This window comes from bacterium (genome assembly GCA_020444065.1).
Lineage (GTDB): Bacteria > Sumerlaeota > Sumerlaeia > SLMS01 > JAHLLQ01 > JAHLLQ01.
This window is the reverse complement of sequence record JAHLLQ010000009.1, coordinates 13064-31458: the sequence shown is the minus strand read 5'-3', so window position 1 is coordinate 31458 and position 18395 is coordinate 13064. Positions and strand designations below refer to the sequence as shown.

General features: G+C 59.3%; 11 protein-coding genes. 2 read left to right on the top strand and 9 right to left on the bottom strand.

All coding sequences use genetic code 11. From position 1 onward, the window contains the following. Nucleotides 1-16: 16 nt before the first annotated feature. Together KQI84_17540 and elbB are read left to right on the top strand one after the other, a co-directional pair. Nucleotides 17-1156, top strand: a complete 1140-nt coding sequence (locus tag KQI84_17540) for a DegT/DnrJ/EryC1/StrS family aminotransferase (protein ID MCB2156683.1) — start codon at nt 17-19, stop codon at nt 1154-1156. 23 nt (nt 1157-1179) lie between these two features. Further along, a complete protein-coding gene (elbB, locus tag KQI84_17535) occupies nt 1180-1839 on the top strand; it encodes an isoprenoid biosynthesis glyoxalase ElbB (GenBank protein ID MCB2156682.1) in 660 nt (219 codons plus the stop codon). A 157-nt stretch (nt 1840-1996) separates the two neighbouring features. Here the strand turns inward: elbB and KQI84_17530 are convergent, their stop codons facing one another. From KQI84_17530 to KQI84_17490, 9 genes are all read right to left on the bottom strand, one after another. After that, nucleotides 1997-2815 carry a hypothetical protein gene (locus KQI84_17530; protein ID MCB2156681.1) on the bottom strand — a complete coding sequence of 273 codons (819 nt, stop codon included), beginning with the start codon at nt 2813-2815 and terminating at the stop codon, nt 1997-1999. A 20-nt stretch (nt 2816-2835) separates the two neighbouring features. Then, nucleotides 2836-3231, bottom strand: a complete 396-nt coding sequence (locus KQI84_17525; protein ID MCB2156680.1) for a DUF309 domain-containing protein — start codon at nt 3229-3231, stop codon at nt 2836-2838. Between the two features lie 75 nt (nt 3232-3306). Then, nucleotides 3307-3984 carry a hypothetical protein gene (locus KQI84_17520; GenBank protein MCB2156679.1) on the bottom strand — a complete coding sequence of 226 codons (678 nt, stop codon included), beginning with the start codon at nt 3982-3984 and terminating at the stop codon, nt 3307-3309. 68 nt (nt 3985-4052) lie between these two features. Continuing rightward, a complete protein-coding gene (locus KQI84_17515; protein ID MCB2156678.1) occupies nt 4053-4811 on the bottom strand; it encodes a hypothetical protein in 759 nt (252 codons plus the stop codon). A 355-nt stretch (nt 4812-5166) separates the two neighbouring features. After that, nucleotides 5167-8856 carry a hypothetical protein gene (locus tag KQI84_17510; protein MCB2156677.1) on the bottom strand — a complete coding sequence of 1230 codons (3690 nt, stop codon included), beginning with the start codon at nt 8854-8856 and terminating at the stop codon, nt 5167-5169. Nucleotides 8857-8884: 28 nt separating this feature from the next. Next, entirely contained in the window at nt 8885-11821 is a 2937-nt protein-coding gene (locus KQI84_17505) for a fibronectin type III domain-containing protein (protein ID MCB2156676.1), read from the bottom strand. After that, nucleotides 11805-16226: a hypothetical protein gene (locus KQI84_17500; GenBank protein ID MCB2156675.1), complete on the bottom strand. Its 4422-nt coding sequence runs from the start codon at nt 16224-16226 to the stop codon at nt 11805-11807. Before KQI84_17500 ends, KQI84_17505 begins: the two co-directional genes overlap by 17 nt. Before the next feature lie 357 nt (nt 16227-16583). After that, nucleotides 16584-17054 (bottom strand): 6,7-dimethyl-8-ribityllumazine synthase, encoded by a 471-nt coding sequence (gene ribH / locus KQI84_17495; GenBank protein ID MCB2156674.1) that lies wholly within the window; start codon nt 17052-17054, stop codon nt 16584-16586. A 15-nt stretch (nt 17055-17069) separates the two neighbouring features. Next, nucleotides 17070-18377: a bifunctional 3,4-dihydroxy-2-butanone-4-phosphate synthase/GTP cyclohydrolase II gene (locus tag KQI84_17490; protein MCB2156673.1), complete on the bottom strand. Its 1308-nt coding sequence runs from the start codon at nt 18375-18377 to the stop codon at nt 17070-17072. Between the last annotated feature and the right edge of the window lie 18 nt (nt 18378-18395).

The window sequence follows — 18395 nt, the reverse complement described above, 5'->3', positions numbered from 1 at the left end:
CAGGAGGACTGGCTGGATGACCTGGAAGGTTCCGCTCACAACTCCGACGATCGGCGAAGAAGAGAAGCGCGCCCTGATGCGCGTGCTCGACGGCGGCTGGCTGCCGATGGGCCCCGAGGTTGAAGCATTCGAGCGCGAGTTTGCGGAGACGCTCGGCGTCCCCCACGCAATTGCGACATCCAATGGGACCGATGGGCTGGCGATGTGCTACGATGCGCTGGGCGTCGCGCCGGGCAACCAGGTCGCCATGTCGGGACTGACGTTTGTCGCGTCGATGAATGTGGCCCTCCGCCGCGGGCAGATTCCCCTGCTGATCGACATCACAAGCGAAGACGACCTGACTCTCTCCGTGAAGGACCTGCAGGAGAAGATGAGTCCGGACGTGCACCTGATCGTGACGATGCCCTACGGCGGCTTCCCATGCGACATCCAGCCCATCCTGGAGCTGGGACGACGCTATCGCGTGCCGGTGCTGGAAGACGCCGGACACGGAATTCTTGCGAATTACAATGATCGCTTTCTTGGCACGAACGGTGCCGCCGGTGTGTTTTCATTCTTCGCGAGCGAAAACCTCACGACCGGCGAAGGCGGCATGATCGTGACCAGCGATCGCGCGATCGCCGAGCGTCTCCGCCTGATCCGCAATCACGGCATGACGCGCTCGAGCTACGATTTCTTCCACCACGGCCCCAGCGATTACGACATCATCGTGGCCGGTCATAATTTCCGGATGGACGACATGCGCGGGGCGATCGGACGCGAGCAACTTCGTCGTCTGCACGACACGACACGGCGACGGCGCGAGACGGCGGAACTTATCAAGACCGGGATCCTGGACCGCACAACGGATATTCGATTCCCATCATCCGGTGCGCGCGGCAAAGGCGCCAGCTATCATCTGCTGGTGGCGCTGCTGCCAAAGGAAGTCGATCGCAACATGTTCATGCGCCGCATGGCGGATCGCGGCATTCAGACGAGCGTGCACTACAAGCCACTGCATCGCTTCACACACGTGCAGGGCATCTGGCCGCGCGAACCGCATCTTCCCATTCTTGAATCCGTGGAGAAGCGCCTGGTCACGCTTCCGCTCAGTCCATCCATGACAGAAAAACAGATCGAACTGGTGATCGACAGCACGGTCGAATCGCTGGCCTGACTCCCACGACGAAAGGATTTACCATGGCAAAGAAAATCGGCGTGATGCTTTCCGGCTGCGGCGTTTACGACGGCAGCGAAATCCACGAGGCAGTGTTGACAATTCTGGCGCTGGATCGCGCCAACGCGGAGATCGTTTACATCGCTCCGAACGTCAACCAGATGCACGTCATCGATCATTCAAAAGGCGAACCGGCAGCGGATGAAGCACGCAACGTCTTCGTAGAATCAGCGCGCATCGCGCGCGGCGCCGTGAAGGACTGCGCCAATGTGCAGGGCGCGGAACTCGACGGGTTATTCTTCCCCGGCGGATTCGGCGCCGCGAAGAACTTGTGCAACTTCGCGACAGAAGGCCCCAACTGCGTCGTCCATCCGGAAGTTGAACGTCTCGTGCGCGAAATACACGAAGCGCGCAAGCCGCTGGGTTTCGTCTGCATCGCCCCGGCAGTGGCTGCAAGGGTCATTGGTAATGGCGTCGAAGTCACGATCGGCAACGATGAAGGAACCGCGCAAGCCATCGAGAAAATGGGCGCCAGGCACATCAACTGCGCCGTCGATGAAGCGCACTTCGACGAACGCAATCGCGTCGCGACGTCCCCGGCCTACATGCTGCCGGACCGCCTGCAGAAGATCTACGCCGGCATCGAGAAGGCTGTAAACAAAGTCGTAGAATGGGCGGGATAATTCGAGGTCGTTCCGCAGCTATCTTGAACATGAAGAGAATCCCTGACAGGGATTCAACAAAGATAGCCCAGGGCAAGCTCGCGGCTCTTCGCGAGCGCCGCCCCGGGTTTGGCAAATGAGGCACTGCACGCTGTCAGCGTGCAACATCGAAACAACCTCACGAAAGAACTCCGCCGTCCTCTTCCGGCCCAAGATCCTGGTCGAGCCGCTCGCCGATGCGCCGGATATAGTATCGAATCACCAACCACTCCACCGGAATGACGAGCGCGAAAAACACGGTGTGCGCCGTCATGTCCATGATCCCGAGATCGAACCGCACGACCCGGTACCAATTGAACGGAATCATCACCGGGGCAAACCCGCACACGGTAATCACAACCCCCAGCCCGAAGACCTGCAACAGCGCCAGAATCGTGGCCATCAACTCGTCGCGCCGCGACATGTAAGCGTTCGCGGCAATCAGCAGCAGTGCGAGCAAGAAGAGAACATCCTCCAAGAGCGCAAATGCCGCGACCATCCCCCCCGCCGCGATCGGAAACCCCTTCGGATAGAACCAGAGCCCACGATCGAAGACCAGGTCGCCATACCGATACGGGGCGCTGATCACATTCAGGGCAAACAACAATACAAGGGGGGCGAAGAGCTTGCCCGCGATAATGGTTCCGGGTTGAATGAATGTTGTCCGCAGTTCCGGCAGGATCGATCGCCAACGTCGATGTGCAAGCGCCTGGTGCACGAGGAAGAACCCGAGCAGCATGTCCGGGCGAATGATGAAGTTCAGGAGCTCGATCAGCGCTTCCCGCGCCCACCCGCCGGCGAGCAGCGCAGGATACATCATCAGCGTCCTACGCAGCAGCGCAACAGGCAGCCACAGGCAGAGTACAAGCAGCAGTACCGTGGCAACGCGCCGTCCGTAGCGTTTCAGCTCGAGGCGAAGCACCGGGTTGTCGCGCAAAAGTTCAAGCCGTGCGGGCATCAGATTGCCTCGAGGGGCCGCTACTCCGCGGTATGAACAAGCGCAAGCCACGGAAGCTGCTCGTCCGACGGAGCAGGGCAATCCTGGCCGTGGCGGCTCACGAGCGGCCGAAAGACCTTATCCATTTCGGCAAGGAATCCCTTCAACTCAAATCCCTGGTACAGCGCCGGATATGTGGCCAGATAAGCACGACCATCCCGAAACAGCTTGTACGCCCCACGACACCGCCCGCGCCGCCATTGATGAAACGCAGCCGCGATCATGATCAGTCCCTTGTAGTAATCGCGCAGTTCCCCAACCTCCACGACCCAAAGATCTTCGAGGACCTCGTGGGCCTCGAAGAAGTCGCGGTCATTGAATCGATCGAAGTATGCCAGATACTCGGCGGGGAACTCGATGGGGTCGTCAAAAGACATCGGCAATCCGTAAAAAGAAACTCGGGGCATCCGCTTTGGGATGCCCCGAGTTGAAAGAGAAAGAACCGTGCCGGATCAGCCGCTACGATCGCTGAACTCCTTGAGGGCGATCAGGATATCGCGCTCGATACGCTCCGATTCGGTCAAGTCCTTCGCCTCGGCCAGGCGCTGCATCTTATTGGCCAGCTCTTCCAAAGCCACACCGTAGGCCTGGATGTCGACGTGGACGTTTTCTTCCTGAATCGGCGCCATCAGAATCTGATACAGCGTGTCCTCAAACTCTTGGGTACCTTCGACGGTCTGGAGCTCTGCAATCAGCAACGAGATTTCCTCGGAGTGCATCTCGATGGCTTGATCCATCATCGATTCCAGTTCCGTCCGGATTTGCTTCATGTACTTGTCGGCCTGCTGCAGGGCGAACTTGTGAGCTTCGCGGCGCAGGTCCGGTGCAGAGGACAGGACTTCGTCGAAGGCGTCGTTGATGTAGCCTTCGGCGTTCTCCGTCAACTGCTCGGAGAGTCCCTTGCGGGCATCCGGGATCTGCTCACGGGCCATCCCCATGACAAGCTCGGAAACACTCTCCGGGGTGGTCAGGTCGTTCACCTTGCTGATCAACCATCCGAAGTAGCCCATGATCACAACGATCAGGACGATTCCGAGAATGGTGTTTATCCTTTGTCCGCGCTCGAGTTTTGAAATGGTTTCATCGAGGCGTTTTTCTATCCGATCTGCATTCGCTTTTGCGTCTGCCATCTTTTTACGCTCCTTGTGGGCAGTTATTGAGAGATGAGAGCAGGTTAGGGTGAGAAATCACCTGGGCCTCACTGATTCTCCATCTGCATCTGGAGTTCAGCGCGCTGCGTGTCCGGGTGCAGCTTCAGGGCGACCATTTCAGCCACAAGGTCCTTTACATGATTGCCCAGCTCGTCATCGTTCATGGAATGAATATGATCCGGAACCTCGATGCTGTTGAAGTTGAGCTCCAACCGATCGATTGCACGATAGTGCGAGGTGAAGAGTTCGGTGATGATCCGATCGGAAACGCGCGATGAGGCGTCGGCCAGATTTCCAAGGACGACCTCGGTCTTCGCCTCGTCCTTCAGATCGGGAAATTCCTCAAGCAGACGTTTGTGCTGGTGCTCGACGATATCTTCCTGAGCCACCTGAATCCGGTCCTGCAGATCCGTCTGCAGATCGCCGTAGAGGATCTGCCACTCGGATTCGAATGTGCTGATCGCCTTCGGCAGCTTGGTCTCGGAAGCCTTCATTGCCGCCTCTTGGTAAACCGGCAGAACTTCCTTTGCCAGTTGCTTGGCTTCGTCCTGGACCATGGGCTGGATCTGTTCTTTGAATGTCCTCTCGAACTCCGCGCGATAGGGCTCGCGGCCCTCCTTGCTCAGAGTGCCCTGGAGAATCGGCTTCACCAGAAGCAGAACCATGATAATCGCTGTCAGTGCGATAAGCACCGTCATCAGACGGCTAATGATCTTGGATCGGGCCGAGGCCTGCTCCATCTGATCTATCTTCGCATCGATTCGTTCGAGCTGTTTCTGCAGCGCGTCGTCGCTGTTCGCAGCCATTGACGTACCTCCACAAAAGAGATGCCAAACCACAGGCAACTTCTTCCAGTCAGGTTTGGATGTGCCTACGATGCCCGTGGCGGCACAGGCGCCACAATTGTTTTTTGCGGTCCAAGCAAGAGGGGGAGGGGGAAAGCACGCTTCCTAACCCCATTTTACAAATGTTCGGGCGCCCCTCGCTGCCCCTTATTCCGACCGCCTTCCGAGCCGCCACGCGCAAAGAAGCCAGACCAGGCATTCTGCGTGAGTCATAGGCTCTCGTTGGAAAAGGGGGACGGAGTTGTTCTCCAGGAAACGACGGCGGCCCCTCTCGGTCACGGGAGGGGCCGCTGCTCTATCTTGCAGTCGATCTCAATCAGTCGAAGTACGGCAGGTACGGAACCGACGCGTCGCCGATCGACCAGAGGTAGATCAACTCGGCATCCTTCTCGTCGACAATTCCGTCTCCGTTCACATCCTGCGGTTCCATGCCGCTGATCAAGCGGGCCAGCCAGAAGGCATCCGACATGTTCGTCGTGCCATTGCCATCCGCGTCGCCCGGCGGCGGTGACGGAATACTGTCTGGATCGAGCGCATCGCTGCCGCCGAGTTCCTCGGCGTAATCCGAGAATCCATCGCCATCCGAATCCGGCGAGGTCGGGTCCGGATCGATCGAGTCGGGCAAACGATCCCCATCCAGGTCGGAGAACGCTTCCGCCGGCGAAGAGGGATCCATTGGGTCCGAACCGAGCATCAGGACCTCGATGCCATCGCCATAGAAGTCGTCGTCGCTGTCAAAGTCGCGCGGATCCGTGGGGTAGATTCCCTCGAAGCCTGGGCATCCCGTCACGTTCTCGTCCAGATCGTCGAGGCCGTCGCTGTCCGTATCCGCGAGCATGGCGTTCGTCTGCCCCGGCTCGGGAACAACCGGCGGCGAGAAGCTCTCGCAAATGTCCAGCACCCCGTCGCCGTCCAGATCCCCATCCCGAACCGTCGGATTCGTCCCGTCGGCGTACTCCTTCGCATTGTCCGAATTGTCGCCGTCCGGGTTGTCGTTCCCGTCCTGGTCCAGGTTACCGAAGTAGTAGTACTCCCACTCGTCCGGCAAGCCGTCGTGATCGCTGTCGAGCGACGGCGGCACGGGCGGAACCTCACGATTGAGCACACCCACTACCCGCGCCGTCGGAACGGACGGGTCGCAATCGTCGACATCGAGGATCGCGCGCAGCGTCACCGTCGTGCCCGGGATGAAGCTTTCCGCCAGGCCGGACAGTCGAATCGTCGTGTAGGTGCCGGTCGTTTCCAGATAGAAGCCGAACTCGTCGTATTGAATCGTCCCGGTCAAGTCCGTCGTCCCATCGCCGAGCCCATCCATCAGGAGGGCGACCTGCGCCGCTACGACGGGGATATTGTCCAGACGAACGCCGTCGGGAACTTCTTCCGGAGCCACCGAGCGGCCGGCGAACAGGTCCGCCAGCACAACCGGCGTCGGGCGCGGCAACGGCGACGTGGCAAACTTGTGATAGTCGGCCACAAGCTCCACCATCTCCGCCGTCACGCCGAACTCGAGATCCACGAACAGCTCGGCCTCGTTGCGCGTCGTCCGCAGTGCGTCCACCAGCTCCGGCGGCGGGCCGGCCCCGTCGATTCCGGGCGCAAACTCCTCGCCGACCATCGGCGATTGCACCTCGTAATAGCGATTCAGCAGGTAGGCGACGACCGTGCTTTGGGGCTCAATGTCGTGGCCATTGAGAATGCTGAAGGTAACCGCTTCATAATCCGATCGATAGGCGGTCCGCCATGCATCGGCATCGTCGGCATAACGACAGAAATCGCCAGGATCGATGCAGAGAGACGTCGGCGGCTCGACCCGCATCAGAAGTCGTCCGCTCGCGTCGTTGGCCCGTGCCCGCACAATGTGGAAGTGCTCGCCGCTCACGCGCGTCGCATAGGACGTCCCGCCGGCGGATTCGCCGCCGATCGGCGCGCCACTCGGAGTCAATGCAGTCACGTTGTAACTTGAGGGGTAAGGCTTGCCTGGGGCGGGAGTACCCGCCGGTGGATCGCCCAGCGCAGAAAGATCGAGAATCGCCCCCTGCACGAGGGCCTCCGGCGTGAACAGGTTCGGAGCCACGGGATAGTCTGAAGAATTGCCGGGCAATGTGCCTCGCAAACCTTCATCGTAGTCGCCCCAACCATCGCCATCCGCGTCGGCCAGCAACGGGGCCGGTACTTCCGGAAGAATCGTGTCGGCCCCGCGAAGGAACTCCGCAAGATCCATGATGCCGTTTGCGTTCTCATCGTCGGCCGGCAGGAACGGATTCATGCCCAATTGAACTTCGATCAGATCCGGGATTCCATCGCCGTCGCTATCCAGACAACCCGGTACGTTCAGAACGTACTCGGCCAACTTCGTCGGTCCGACAACACCGCCGGAAGTCCCAACATACTCGACCGTCGTGGACTTCAGAATCGGAATCGTCTCGCCGTTCCAACGTCCCCAATCGCCGCCATCGATCGCATAGAAGATCGTCGGACCGGTTTCCGGGAGGAAGGTCGCCTCGAAAGGCGTCTCGTAAGTGCCGGCCGGCGGATCGATGATCACGCCTAACTCATCGTACAGTCCCGCGTCGCCAAAGTAGAACGCCGACTGGCGTTTGCCAATCCGGTTCAGGCCGACCGTGTAGTCCCCCGCCGCCCCAGGTAACGTCTGATTGACGGTTTCCGTCGGATACACATCGAAGAATCCAAGATCGGGATCCGTCTGGGCGGCCTCAACGTCCACGGAAACTCCATCGTAACCACCGTGCTTGGTAGTGAAGCCCGGGATCTTGTGCGCAGCCGCAACACGTGGTTCCGGCTCGGTCCCATCCATCGTGCCCTCGTAGAAGACGACGTTGGGGTCGCTCGTATCGGCGGGTCCGGTTCCAAACGCAGGCAGTCCAAGCTCCTTGTCCGGCGTCGTGGAGAAAAGGCCCGAGCCATCGGTGTGCAAGAGCCCGACGAGAATGGAGGCCGGTGCACGTGTGGGCGGAACAACATCACTGATCGTGATCAGGCTATCGTAGCCATCTCCGGCGAAATCGCCGGGAACAATTTCGCGGGCGGGAAACTTCAGAGCGACTTCCGAGCTCTGAGCGTGCGTCAACGTCACGCCACTGCGCAAGTAGGTGGAAATCGCAAGCCCGCCTTCGAGAAGAATCGCCACGTCCGCCGCGCCGTCGCTATCCAGATCCGGAGCGCGCAGATCGACGATCGGGCGCTTCGCCGCATAGTTTTGAATAGTCAGGATGTAGGACGAATTCGGCGAGACGATCTGAAAGTCGTCGCTACCGGGCGTCCAACACGCAAAGGTCGCAAAGTTCGCCGGTCGATTTGTCAGATTCGTGATGCGCGTTGCGGGCGCAAGACCCCCGCGATCGGCAACGTAAACCCAGGGCTCGGTAGCGGGATTACCCTGCTGCCAGAAAACAACATGACCGGCGCCCGTGTACTGATTCAGATAGAGCGAAACGAGGTCGCCATCTGGTGCATTGCCGTAGGTTCCCATCGTCGCATCACGGTGAACGAAACCGGTCGAGCCGATATTCGTGTAGTCCATCGCCGTGATTGATCCGCCGGTGGCATCGAAGGACTGAGCCGTGCTGAACGCTGGTGATGTGACCGTCACGAAGCCGGGAAACGCACCGCCTGCGGGTGCGTGGGGCGCGCCGCCTGCGCCGGTGAATCCGTCGTCCGAACCGATCAGGACGAACTTGCCGTCCGCCTCATAGACGTAGAGCTCGTTCTCCGCACGATCATAGGCCGCGAATCGTGGAGGCGTCGCACCGAAGACCTCGCCGATCCCCCCCGGTCCGTGAACCGGGAAGTCGATATCGTCGAAGGGATCCATCCCGCCGGACGTAAATGCGACGCCGCGCACCGAAGGACCGCTCGGATCGATCAGGACGAGGTCCTCGTAAATGTCGCCGGTCAGATCGGCGGCGATTGCGGTTGGCTGATCCGCCAGGGCGACCGCCCCGGCGAACAGCATCGCCGCGCCGCAGAGCAATGTTCTTTCAAGCATGGAATCTCTCATAACACTAATCTCGTTATCAGGGCGTCATCACGGTGGACGATGGTATCGGTCCGATCATGCGGTCGATTTCATAGGTTTCCTCGTTCAGATCGAGGAGCAGGTAATCGTACTCCGCGTTGACTGCATGACCGGAGTTGTCGAGGAAGAACAGGTGATAGCCATTTGAGTCCGGTCGAATGCGGAAGAACGGATCCACCAACGCACCGAAGTTCGTCTTGATCGATTCAATCACTGGCGAAACCGGAATCCAGGGCTGATCCGGCACATCCGTACGCTGACGCCAGACCATAAACGGCGGTTGCGGGACCAGTGCTTCAATCACGTAGTTCTTGTCGTAGCGCAACGGCTCGCGATTGATCCGCACCAGCATGCCCTTGTCTTCCATAAAGAAGAACGCCAAGGGGTACGGGTGCATGACGGTTGGCGGCAACGGACGGGGCGGCCACTTGAACTCGCCCTCCTGCAACGCCGCCGCTCCCCATTGGAACGGGATCACGTTGCTGGCCTTCGAAACGCCGTTTCCAAGAACAGCCTCGACGCGCACTTCATACTCCGCGGCCGGATCCAGAATGGTCCCGTCGCGGTCGATGAAGCTTGTCTTCTGGACGAACTCGGAAGTCGAGGGATCGTAGTTGAGATCGTAAACCGCGAATTCCAAAGGTCGCTCGGGATCTTCACTGAACTGCGAGAAAAACACGCGGTAGTGATTCACGCCAGCCTCCGGGCCCATCCAGACCAGGTCGACTCCGGGATTCTCCCACGTGCCGGTGGCGACAACTTCGATCATCGTGGGATTCGGAATCTCGCCGGCGATCGTGAACGTGATCGGGCTGGTGTAGGCCGGCCCGATGTTGCCATGCTCGTCCACGCCGCGGAACTGATAGCACACCTCCGCCATGCCCTCGATATGGAAGTCATCCGGAATGTTGATCGTTCCGCCCTCGCAGGGGAACTCGCCCACAAAATCATAGGTCTGGCACCCATCGAGACTGCGATAGAGGCGAACCGATTCCACACCTTCGCCGCAGGGAACATCAAAATCCACCGGCGGTTCATTGCCACCGGGCGTCACCCAAACCATGTCGGGAACTTCAAGATCGCCGCAGGCCTGGCCTTCAGCCGGTCCCGGATAGGCAACACCCACGAACTCCGGGCGCTCGTCGCCGGGAAGCCACTCGCTTGGCGGACCTTGGGTCGCAGACGCTGTCTTCCCATCGATCGCAACAAACTCGAAACGATAGGTCGGCAATTCCGCCTGCGTCGTCACCCACGGCATCGGATCGCTCGCGTACTTCACTTCATTCGCGCGGCCATCGAAGTGAATCTCCGCAACAAGCACATCGGGATTGCCGGGGAACAGTCGATACGCACGACCGATCACGACGATCGGATCGTTGGGAACGAACTTCAGCGACGGATCCCAGTAGCCGGGCGATGGAAGGCCCGTCTTGTCGACGCGGCTCGCTTCCACGCCAAGATTGTTAACTGTCACGCAATACCCGATGTTGTCGCTGAGCGAAGGACCCGTCACATCGTCGATCGCGCCATAGCTGGGCGGAGAGAGTGGACTCTCATTGCCGGCAAGATCGACGGCGGAAACGCAGTACCAGAACGTCTTGCCCAACTGGCTGTTATTCACATCCATGTCAAGGAAGCGAACCTTGTCGCCCGGATTCGCAGGCGGCGCGACATCGGCAATCAAGCCTTCGGTCAAGCCGCCGATATCGGCAAACGGCCCGCGACGACTGACGTGCGTGTAGTCCTGATAGCGATACAGGCGATAGCCCGCTGCATCGTCGACCTGGTTCCACATGGCCTGCAGAATCGGTTCGGTGTTCGCATCGAGATCGGAAATGATCGCAAGACCATCCGGCGTTCCGGGGCCTTCCGTATCGCGCACCGTCGTCTTGAGTGGATCGCTCGGAACGCCTTCCTGGCCGAGCAGGTCCCGCGCACGCACGAAGTATGTGTACGTTGCCCCGACGGGAAGAAGGTCGCCGCCTTCCAGCCAATCGCCGGCATCGACGTAGATGTAGGTCTGGCTGGGGTCTTCGCCCTCGATCGGAGACGGCGCCAGAATCGGCGCGTCGTTGATCTTGTGAACCTCGTTCTCCACGTCATCGAATGTCTCGCCAGTATTGAGAAAACGATCCAGACGATAGACATTGTAACCGAAGCTGATCGGCCCAAGCGACTCCAGTTCCGGCGGCACATCCCAGTTCAGGTAGATGCGCTGATTATTTGCCAGGGCCGGCGTCGCTCCATCGCGCGCGACCAACTGGACCTCGCGGAGATTCGTCGGAGCGGGCAATTCATCCGGAGTGGAAACGGCGACACTGATATCGCCGATCGCACGCATCGGATTTCCGGCCGCGTCGCCTTCCCATAGTTCATACTCATACGGGCCATTGCCCGGATCGACGAAGTCGAGATAGCCGAGGCCCTCAGCCAGGGCGAAGCCGTAGTTGCCCTGCACCAGGAACAGTCGCCGCGAAGCGCCAAAGTCGGAATCGTCAGTGCCTTCCAGGAGCTCGATCACGCGCGCACCGAAATTCTCATCCAGCGCCGCGTCGGGCCCGAAGATGCGCGTCAGCACTTCGTTCGCATCGCGGCGAATACGATGTTCGCCCGGCCGCGCAAACAGGCCGAGGACAGCCGCTTCGTTGCGCACGGGTTTCACGACGGAGAGTTTCACGCGATTGCCCGAACCGTCCGTGCGGAAAATCACGGCGGATTCCAGGTCTCCCACGTTGTCCATCGTATACCAGCGCAACAGCACACGCCGGCCATAGGGCAAGTCGCCACCGACAACCGCGGTGAAGAACAGCGGCATCACGGTCGGGGGCGCAGGCTGGGCCTTCAGCGTTGGTGCGCCCGCAATCAGTGCGGCGATCAACGCCACGGCAGCGATCAGTGATCGCATCAGGATCGTTGTCTTATTCGCAGTCGACACTATAGTCCACACTCCAGTCATTTCGGTAGATCAGATCGAGGTATGCAATGCAGGTGTAGCACCAATCGTCCTTTCGGACGTCGCGCGGCGTCTTCCACTTGCTCGGGCTGCACCAGCCCACACCGCCGGCAACCCAGGCGTTTCCGTTGAAGAAGTAGCTGGTCGCGTCCTTGCCGCCGACGAGCGTCAACTTGCCGCGCAAGCCCACAACACAGGCCAGACGCCCGGTAAATCCGCCGGTCAGCTTGCCACCGTACATCGGGCCGTTGATGAAGTACCAGAAGCCCGCGCCCACCGTCGCATTCGCGCGCAGCACGCACCCGAAGTCGACGATCGGAATCGGTCCTTCGCCGAACGCGTAGATGCCGAAGATCTCCGTGACCTCCAACACATTGCCGACTTCCGGATCGATGACTTCGAGGATCTTCATCCCGTCGCAACTGCGCCCAAGGAAGATACCGCCCTCGATGGTGTAACCTTCGAACTCCATGCCGGTCGCGAAGTAAACGTAGTTCTCATTCGCGCCAACGCCGGCACCGAACTTCGGATCGAAGATATTCAGAGCCTCGAAATCCATCTCGCCGGTTGTGTTGATGTGCCCGCCAATATCGGACAGGTACGGCCCGCTTCCCTCGTCGATCAGGCGCAGTAACAGCGCGATCTCGTCTGCCGTCAGATCGCCGTAGCCGAAGGAAATTGGAATTCCGTAAGCGGCGATCTCGACACGAATCGACGAGCCCCCGGCCGGAACACCGCAGACGGCACCCCCGGTGTCGTTCACGAAGCGCTGCATGTCCAGCGCACCGCGGTACGAGAGATCATTGGGCTCCGACATCTCGAACTTCGCATCGATGTGGAGACGTTCCAGCACTTCGCCAGAAATCGTTGCGTAGCCGTTCATCTCCGCGGCCTTCACGCCGATCACGTCATTCAGATCGGTGATCGCGTCGTTGATAGAGGCTTCGATCGAATCGAGGAACTGCAGCACGTAGCCGTTCAGCGACGAGAAGAACGAGTTGAAGATGCTCTCGATCTGCTGGCGCAGCGGCTCAAAGACCTTCTGCATTTCATTCTCAAGCTGCTGCACGAGAACCGTGTTCATGAACTCGTTCACGAGCAGCGCATTGACGACTTCCGGATCCAGGTTCCGGATCGTCGCGGCATTCCCACGTACAGAGGCCAGGTAGTCGTGGAGCTTCTGGTCAACGCGATTGATCGCGTCGAGGTACTCCGCGTTATCTGCCATGATGTCGTCCAGGAACGTCAGGTTCCCGGCGTCGTCGAGGATCTGATTCAACTCCTCGATGCGCGGTCGCAATTGTGCGTTGATGACATCCTCAACCAGGTAAGCGCGGGCCGACTCGACATCGTCGAGCACCGATTCGATCCCGGAAGCGTCCACGCCGGTGTAGGCAACGAGCGTTTCCATGATCGAACGAATCTGCTCGATGTTCAACCGCCCGACGATCTCTTCCAACTCATCGAGCCGCGCAAGGACCATCGTGGCCTGCGCCTGAACGGGGCCGGTCGCGTTGCGAATCTGTCCCTGAAGATTCGTGCGCACATCGGCGACCAGGTCGTCGACGGTCGTATCGAGGGCCGGATCGCTGACGTAGCCGTCAACGTCCGCCGCGATGGTCTTCATCTCGTTGACGGCCTGCACAACGTACGGACGCGTCACGTCCATCATCGCCGGCCGAAGCGCATCCGTGAAGTTCGCGCCCAGCGCGTCATTGATATCGTCCATGCCCGACTGAATCTCGGACAGGAGCGATTGCACAACCGGATCGGTGAAGTCGCTCAGCATGCTGCCGATATTCAGCATCGGCAGGCCATCGTACTGCACGCCGAAGAGAATCTCCGTCCGTGCTTGCGAAATGTAGCGAATGCTCGAGTCGACATCGACAACGACGAGGTCCTTGGTCAGTTCCTCGCCAGTGACGGTTCCGAACTCGCGCGCGATGGTGTTGTACTTCACGGGATATCCAAGATCTACGATGCCCGCGAAACTTGTATCCACAAACGGACGGAAATCCGGATCGTCCAGGTACTCCGCAATCGTATCGATCGAGGGCTTCGAATCCGGGAACGCGTCGCGATTCGGATCGATATCGCCCGGAGGCGAAGTGGCATAAGGCCGACCATCGAAGACCTCCGGCAGCCCGCCGAGATCGATCACAGCCTGCAACGTGCGCAGCCCCCAGAAGGGCAATCTCATATCGCCCACGAGAACAGTCTTGCCGTTGTAGTTGCTCGTGCCGTCCCACGCCGAGTAGTAAACCTTGCGCAGTGCGAAGTTCCAGCCCTGCAGCGTGTTCGCGACCTCACCGATGATCTTGTTGTCGGCAATGTCGCCGTTGCCGAGGAGATTCGTCTCAACGAGCACGGATCGATTGAGCTGCGGGATACTGTTCGAGCTGCGCGTCCACAACGTCTTCTCGTCAATCGTAACGCCGCCACAGTTCATCGTGTTCGGTGGATCCACATCGCGGAACTCCATGTAGGAGAAGCCGAAGTCCGCATCCCAGTAAGCCAGCGTGCTCTCTGTCCGACGAATCGGTGTCTCACCCACTCCGCCGCACTTCTCGATACTCATTCGATCGAAGTCCAACGTCGCGTCCGACGGGAACGGGAAGTAGATCGAGCCGTTGATATCGCTACTCAACGCCTGCTCGTTATCCAGGAACAAGTATGTGAATTTCTTCAGTGTCGTCTCGTAGGCGCCGTACAGCATCAACGGATTACCGAGTGCGGGGCTGTTCTTTGAAGCATCGAGCGTCCCGCTGAATCCCCCGCGCCGCAGATAGAACTTGTTGAACTCGGACGCGACGAACGGAGCATCCGCGCACGCCAGGAGCATTGAGAATTCAACGCCGGTCAGATCCGGGCGCTCCAGCGTCAAGCCGGCGTAGTAACCTTCACCGATCGCATATTTTTGTTCGCCGGGAAGAACGACCGTCGCCGGATCGAGTTCCAGGTCCAAACGCCCCTGCAGCAGGTACTCCGCCGGCGAAAGGATCTGCTTCACATCCTTGTCGCCCATTGCCACCCAACCAGGGAAGAACAGCATGCCGGGCGCTGTAACTGGGCCGATCTTGAAGGTCTCGAAGCCGAATTGCTGATCCGATCCAGTCAGCACTGCATTCTTCAGCATCGCCCCGTCCAGGCCCAACTCGAAGTCCTGCCCACTGTACACGATGGTGTTGGTTGCTGCTCCCCCATCGCAAGACCCGGTGTTGTGCGTCACCGTCAGCTTGGCGACATTCTCGTGGCCACCCTGCAGTCTATTCGCTCCATACGCCAGATACCACGTGACATCCTGAAGTTCCCAACCAAACGGGAAACCCATTCTGAACGTAGAAGGTGCAGTCGATTCCAGAGCGACCTCCACTCCATCCGGATTAATGTACGCTTTGCCGGTCGGAATCGAGGATGTATTGTACAGGAAACCGTCATTGGACGCCCTGGTGTCACCGGAATAATCGAATTCATCCTGGTGAATGTAGATTGGTTCGGCGTCAAGAAGCACAAAACCAGATGCGTCCTCCCATCGCGCTTCGGTGAAACGAATCCAGAACGGCTCGTTCGCCATCTTCACGACTTCCATTTCGCCGGGAAAGAAACCGAAACTGCCAACAATGACGCGATTCTGATCCAGCCGCGCTGTACCAAGATCGAGCGGCTCCTCCAGGAACAGCGGGAACCCATAGGTGGTCTTGTACCACACTCCAGCCGGAAGCGGCAGTTGGAAGTCGCCCTCGCATCCCGTGGAATCGAGAGTAACATTCGAGGAGAAGTACTCCCAATCCCCAGCGATCGGTTTGTACGGCTGAGGCAACGAGATAGGCACTGTGCCGGAAACCACGCTGGCTTCACAGTCCGGTGCTCCGACGGGCGAGATCACAATCGTGCCAGTCGGGATGTCCTTGATGTTTCCCCACGCGATCGTGCCGCTGAACTCCCCAGTCGTCCTGTTGTAGGACGCGACATCGGTGATATCGACTTCGATCGGGCCAAACAGCATTCTGTCGCCATAGACCTGAACGGTCAGTGCTGCTGTGAATGCTGCGTTGTTCGCCGGTGTGTCGTCTCCCAACACATTATTCGGATCCCAATGCACACGCATCAGGTAGCTACCGGCAGTGAGGCACGTTCCCGGACTCAGTTCCAATCGCGTCAGGAACAGCGTATCGGTCGTCAGCGCGCTCGTATCGTAAACACGCAGATCCTGATGAAGCATCTTCGTGGCGGCCAGATTCCAGATTTCCGTGCTGATCTCAATCTGATCCGGCAACGCCTTCGGCTTATCGCTATCGATCGACGAGACCATCAACAGCTGATTGTAGCCCGTGAAGTCGGGAAAGACCGATTGATCCACTGTGAGGGCGTCGAGGACTCGGATCATGTCCTGAGCACGCGCCCCAGAATGACAAGCAAGCCCGAGAAGCAATAGCATCCCGAGCCTACCAAAGATTTTTGGTATTCTCATGCATTCACCCTGAGAAAATTGCCACGGCCAATGGCTCTACGCGCGCACCATGCTCGAAAGGTCAGAGGCCGCGTGGGAAGTTTCGTTGTTTCTGTCGCTCTGTCTGTAGTTCTTAAGACAGAAACCACCCCTCCCGCAAGGTTAAAGCGGCAAAATCGGCGAAACCATCCGGAGCATTGCAAGAAGTGCATGAAACACATTCCGTCCCTACCATAAAGTAGGGACGGAGTTGGCATTCTGTCAAACTTGTGAATATGTGGGTTGAAGTGAATCCTAAGCCATCTTGCGAATCAGGCTGACCATCTCAATCGCGGCGTCGGCGGCTTCCGAACCCTTGTTGCCCATCTTCAGGCCGGAGCGTTCCAGCGCCTGCTCCAGCGAGTTCGGCGTCAGCACGCCAAACGTCACAGGCAACTTCGATTCGAGCCCAACCTGGGCAAGGCCCTTCGCAACTTCCGCGGCGATATACTCATTGTGAGTCGTCGCGCCCTTCATTACGCAACCGAGAACGATCACGCCGTCGAGGCCTTCCTGATTGGCAAGCACGGTGCGCACCGTCAGGGGAAGTTCCCATCCGCCCGGGGCCCAGACGACAAGCTGGTCGTCCGGATTCGCCCCATGACGAGTCAGCGAATCCATCGCGCCTTTCAGCAATTCATCCGTCACCAGTGAGTTGAAGCGGCTGACCACGAGCGCGAAGCGCATTCCCGTGGCATTCAGATCGCCGTGCAGTTCTTTGGGCATGACTGGTTCCTTTGATTATTGAGGATTCGAAGTCTCAGGATGCGGCGCGTCCTCAGAGCTGAACTTCTCGCCCTGCTCGATCTCGCGCATCGGGTCCGGAATCGTGTTGGAACAGGTATCGAGGCTGAGGTCAAGCATGTGCCCCATCCGCTCCTTCTTCGTCCGCATGTATTCCTCGTTGAAACGATGATGGCCGACGGTCAGCGGAACGCGCCCGACAACCTCCAGGCCAAACCCATTGATGCCGACGATCTTCGTCGGGTTATTCGTCATGATGCGAATGCGTTCCAGGCCCAGGTCGCGCAGAATCTGCGCGCCAATACCGTACTCCCGCATGTCCGGCTTGAAGCCCAGGTGCAGGTTCGCATCAACGGTATCCAGGCCCTTTTGCTGCAGATTGTAAGCCATCAGTTTGTGACGCAAGCCGATCCCGCGGCCTTCCTGATCCATGTAAATGATCACGCCGTGGCCTTCGTCGGCAATGCGCGCCATGGCAGCCTCGAGCTGCGGGCCGCAGTCACACCGATACGAGAACAGCGTGTCGCCCGTGAAGCACTTGCTGTGCACGCGGATCAGGGCGCTCTCCTGCTTGGCCGGCTCGCCCAGCTCGAGAACGATGTGCTCCTCGCCGTTCAGCAGATTCTCGTACATGTGCACGTTCCAGAGCCCGTACGGATTCGGAATCTGGGTCGTCACGACGCGATTAACCAGTGTCTCGTTTTGCGAACGATACGAAATCAGATCACGGATCGCAACGAGGGGAATGTCATACTTGTGAGCGATCTCGCGCAGATTCGGCAGGCGCGCCATCGTCCCGTCGTCGTTCATGATCTCGCAGATCACACCGATCGGCGAGACCCCCGCCAGTCGGCACAGGTCCACGATGGCTTCCGTGTGTCCGGCGCGAACCAGCACTCCGCCATCGCGCGCGCCCAGCGGGAAAATGTGCCCGGGGCGAAGCAGATCCTGGGGCCGAGCGTCAGGATTCGTGAACACGCGAACCGTCTTCGCCCGATCGGCGGCGCTGATCCCGGTGCCGGCGTCTGTCGCATCGACGGAGATCGTGAAGTTCGTCCGCATGCTCGAGGTGTTCCGCGGTACCATCGGAGGCAGATCAAGCTCCTCCAGGCGCTCCGAAGGAGCCGCCACGCAGATCAACCCGCGGCCGTGCTTCGCCATGAAATTGATGACTTCCGGAGTCACGAACTCCGCCGCGACCGCGAAGTCGCCTTCGTTCTCGCGATTCTCGTCATCTACTATGATCACCATCCGCCCGGCCTTCAGGGTCTCCAAGACCTCCGGGATGGATCGAAAATCCGACATAAGTATCCTCTCTTCAGT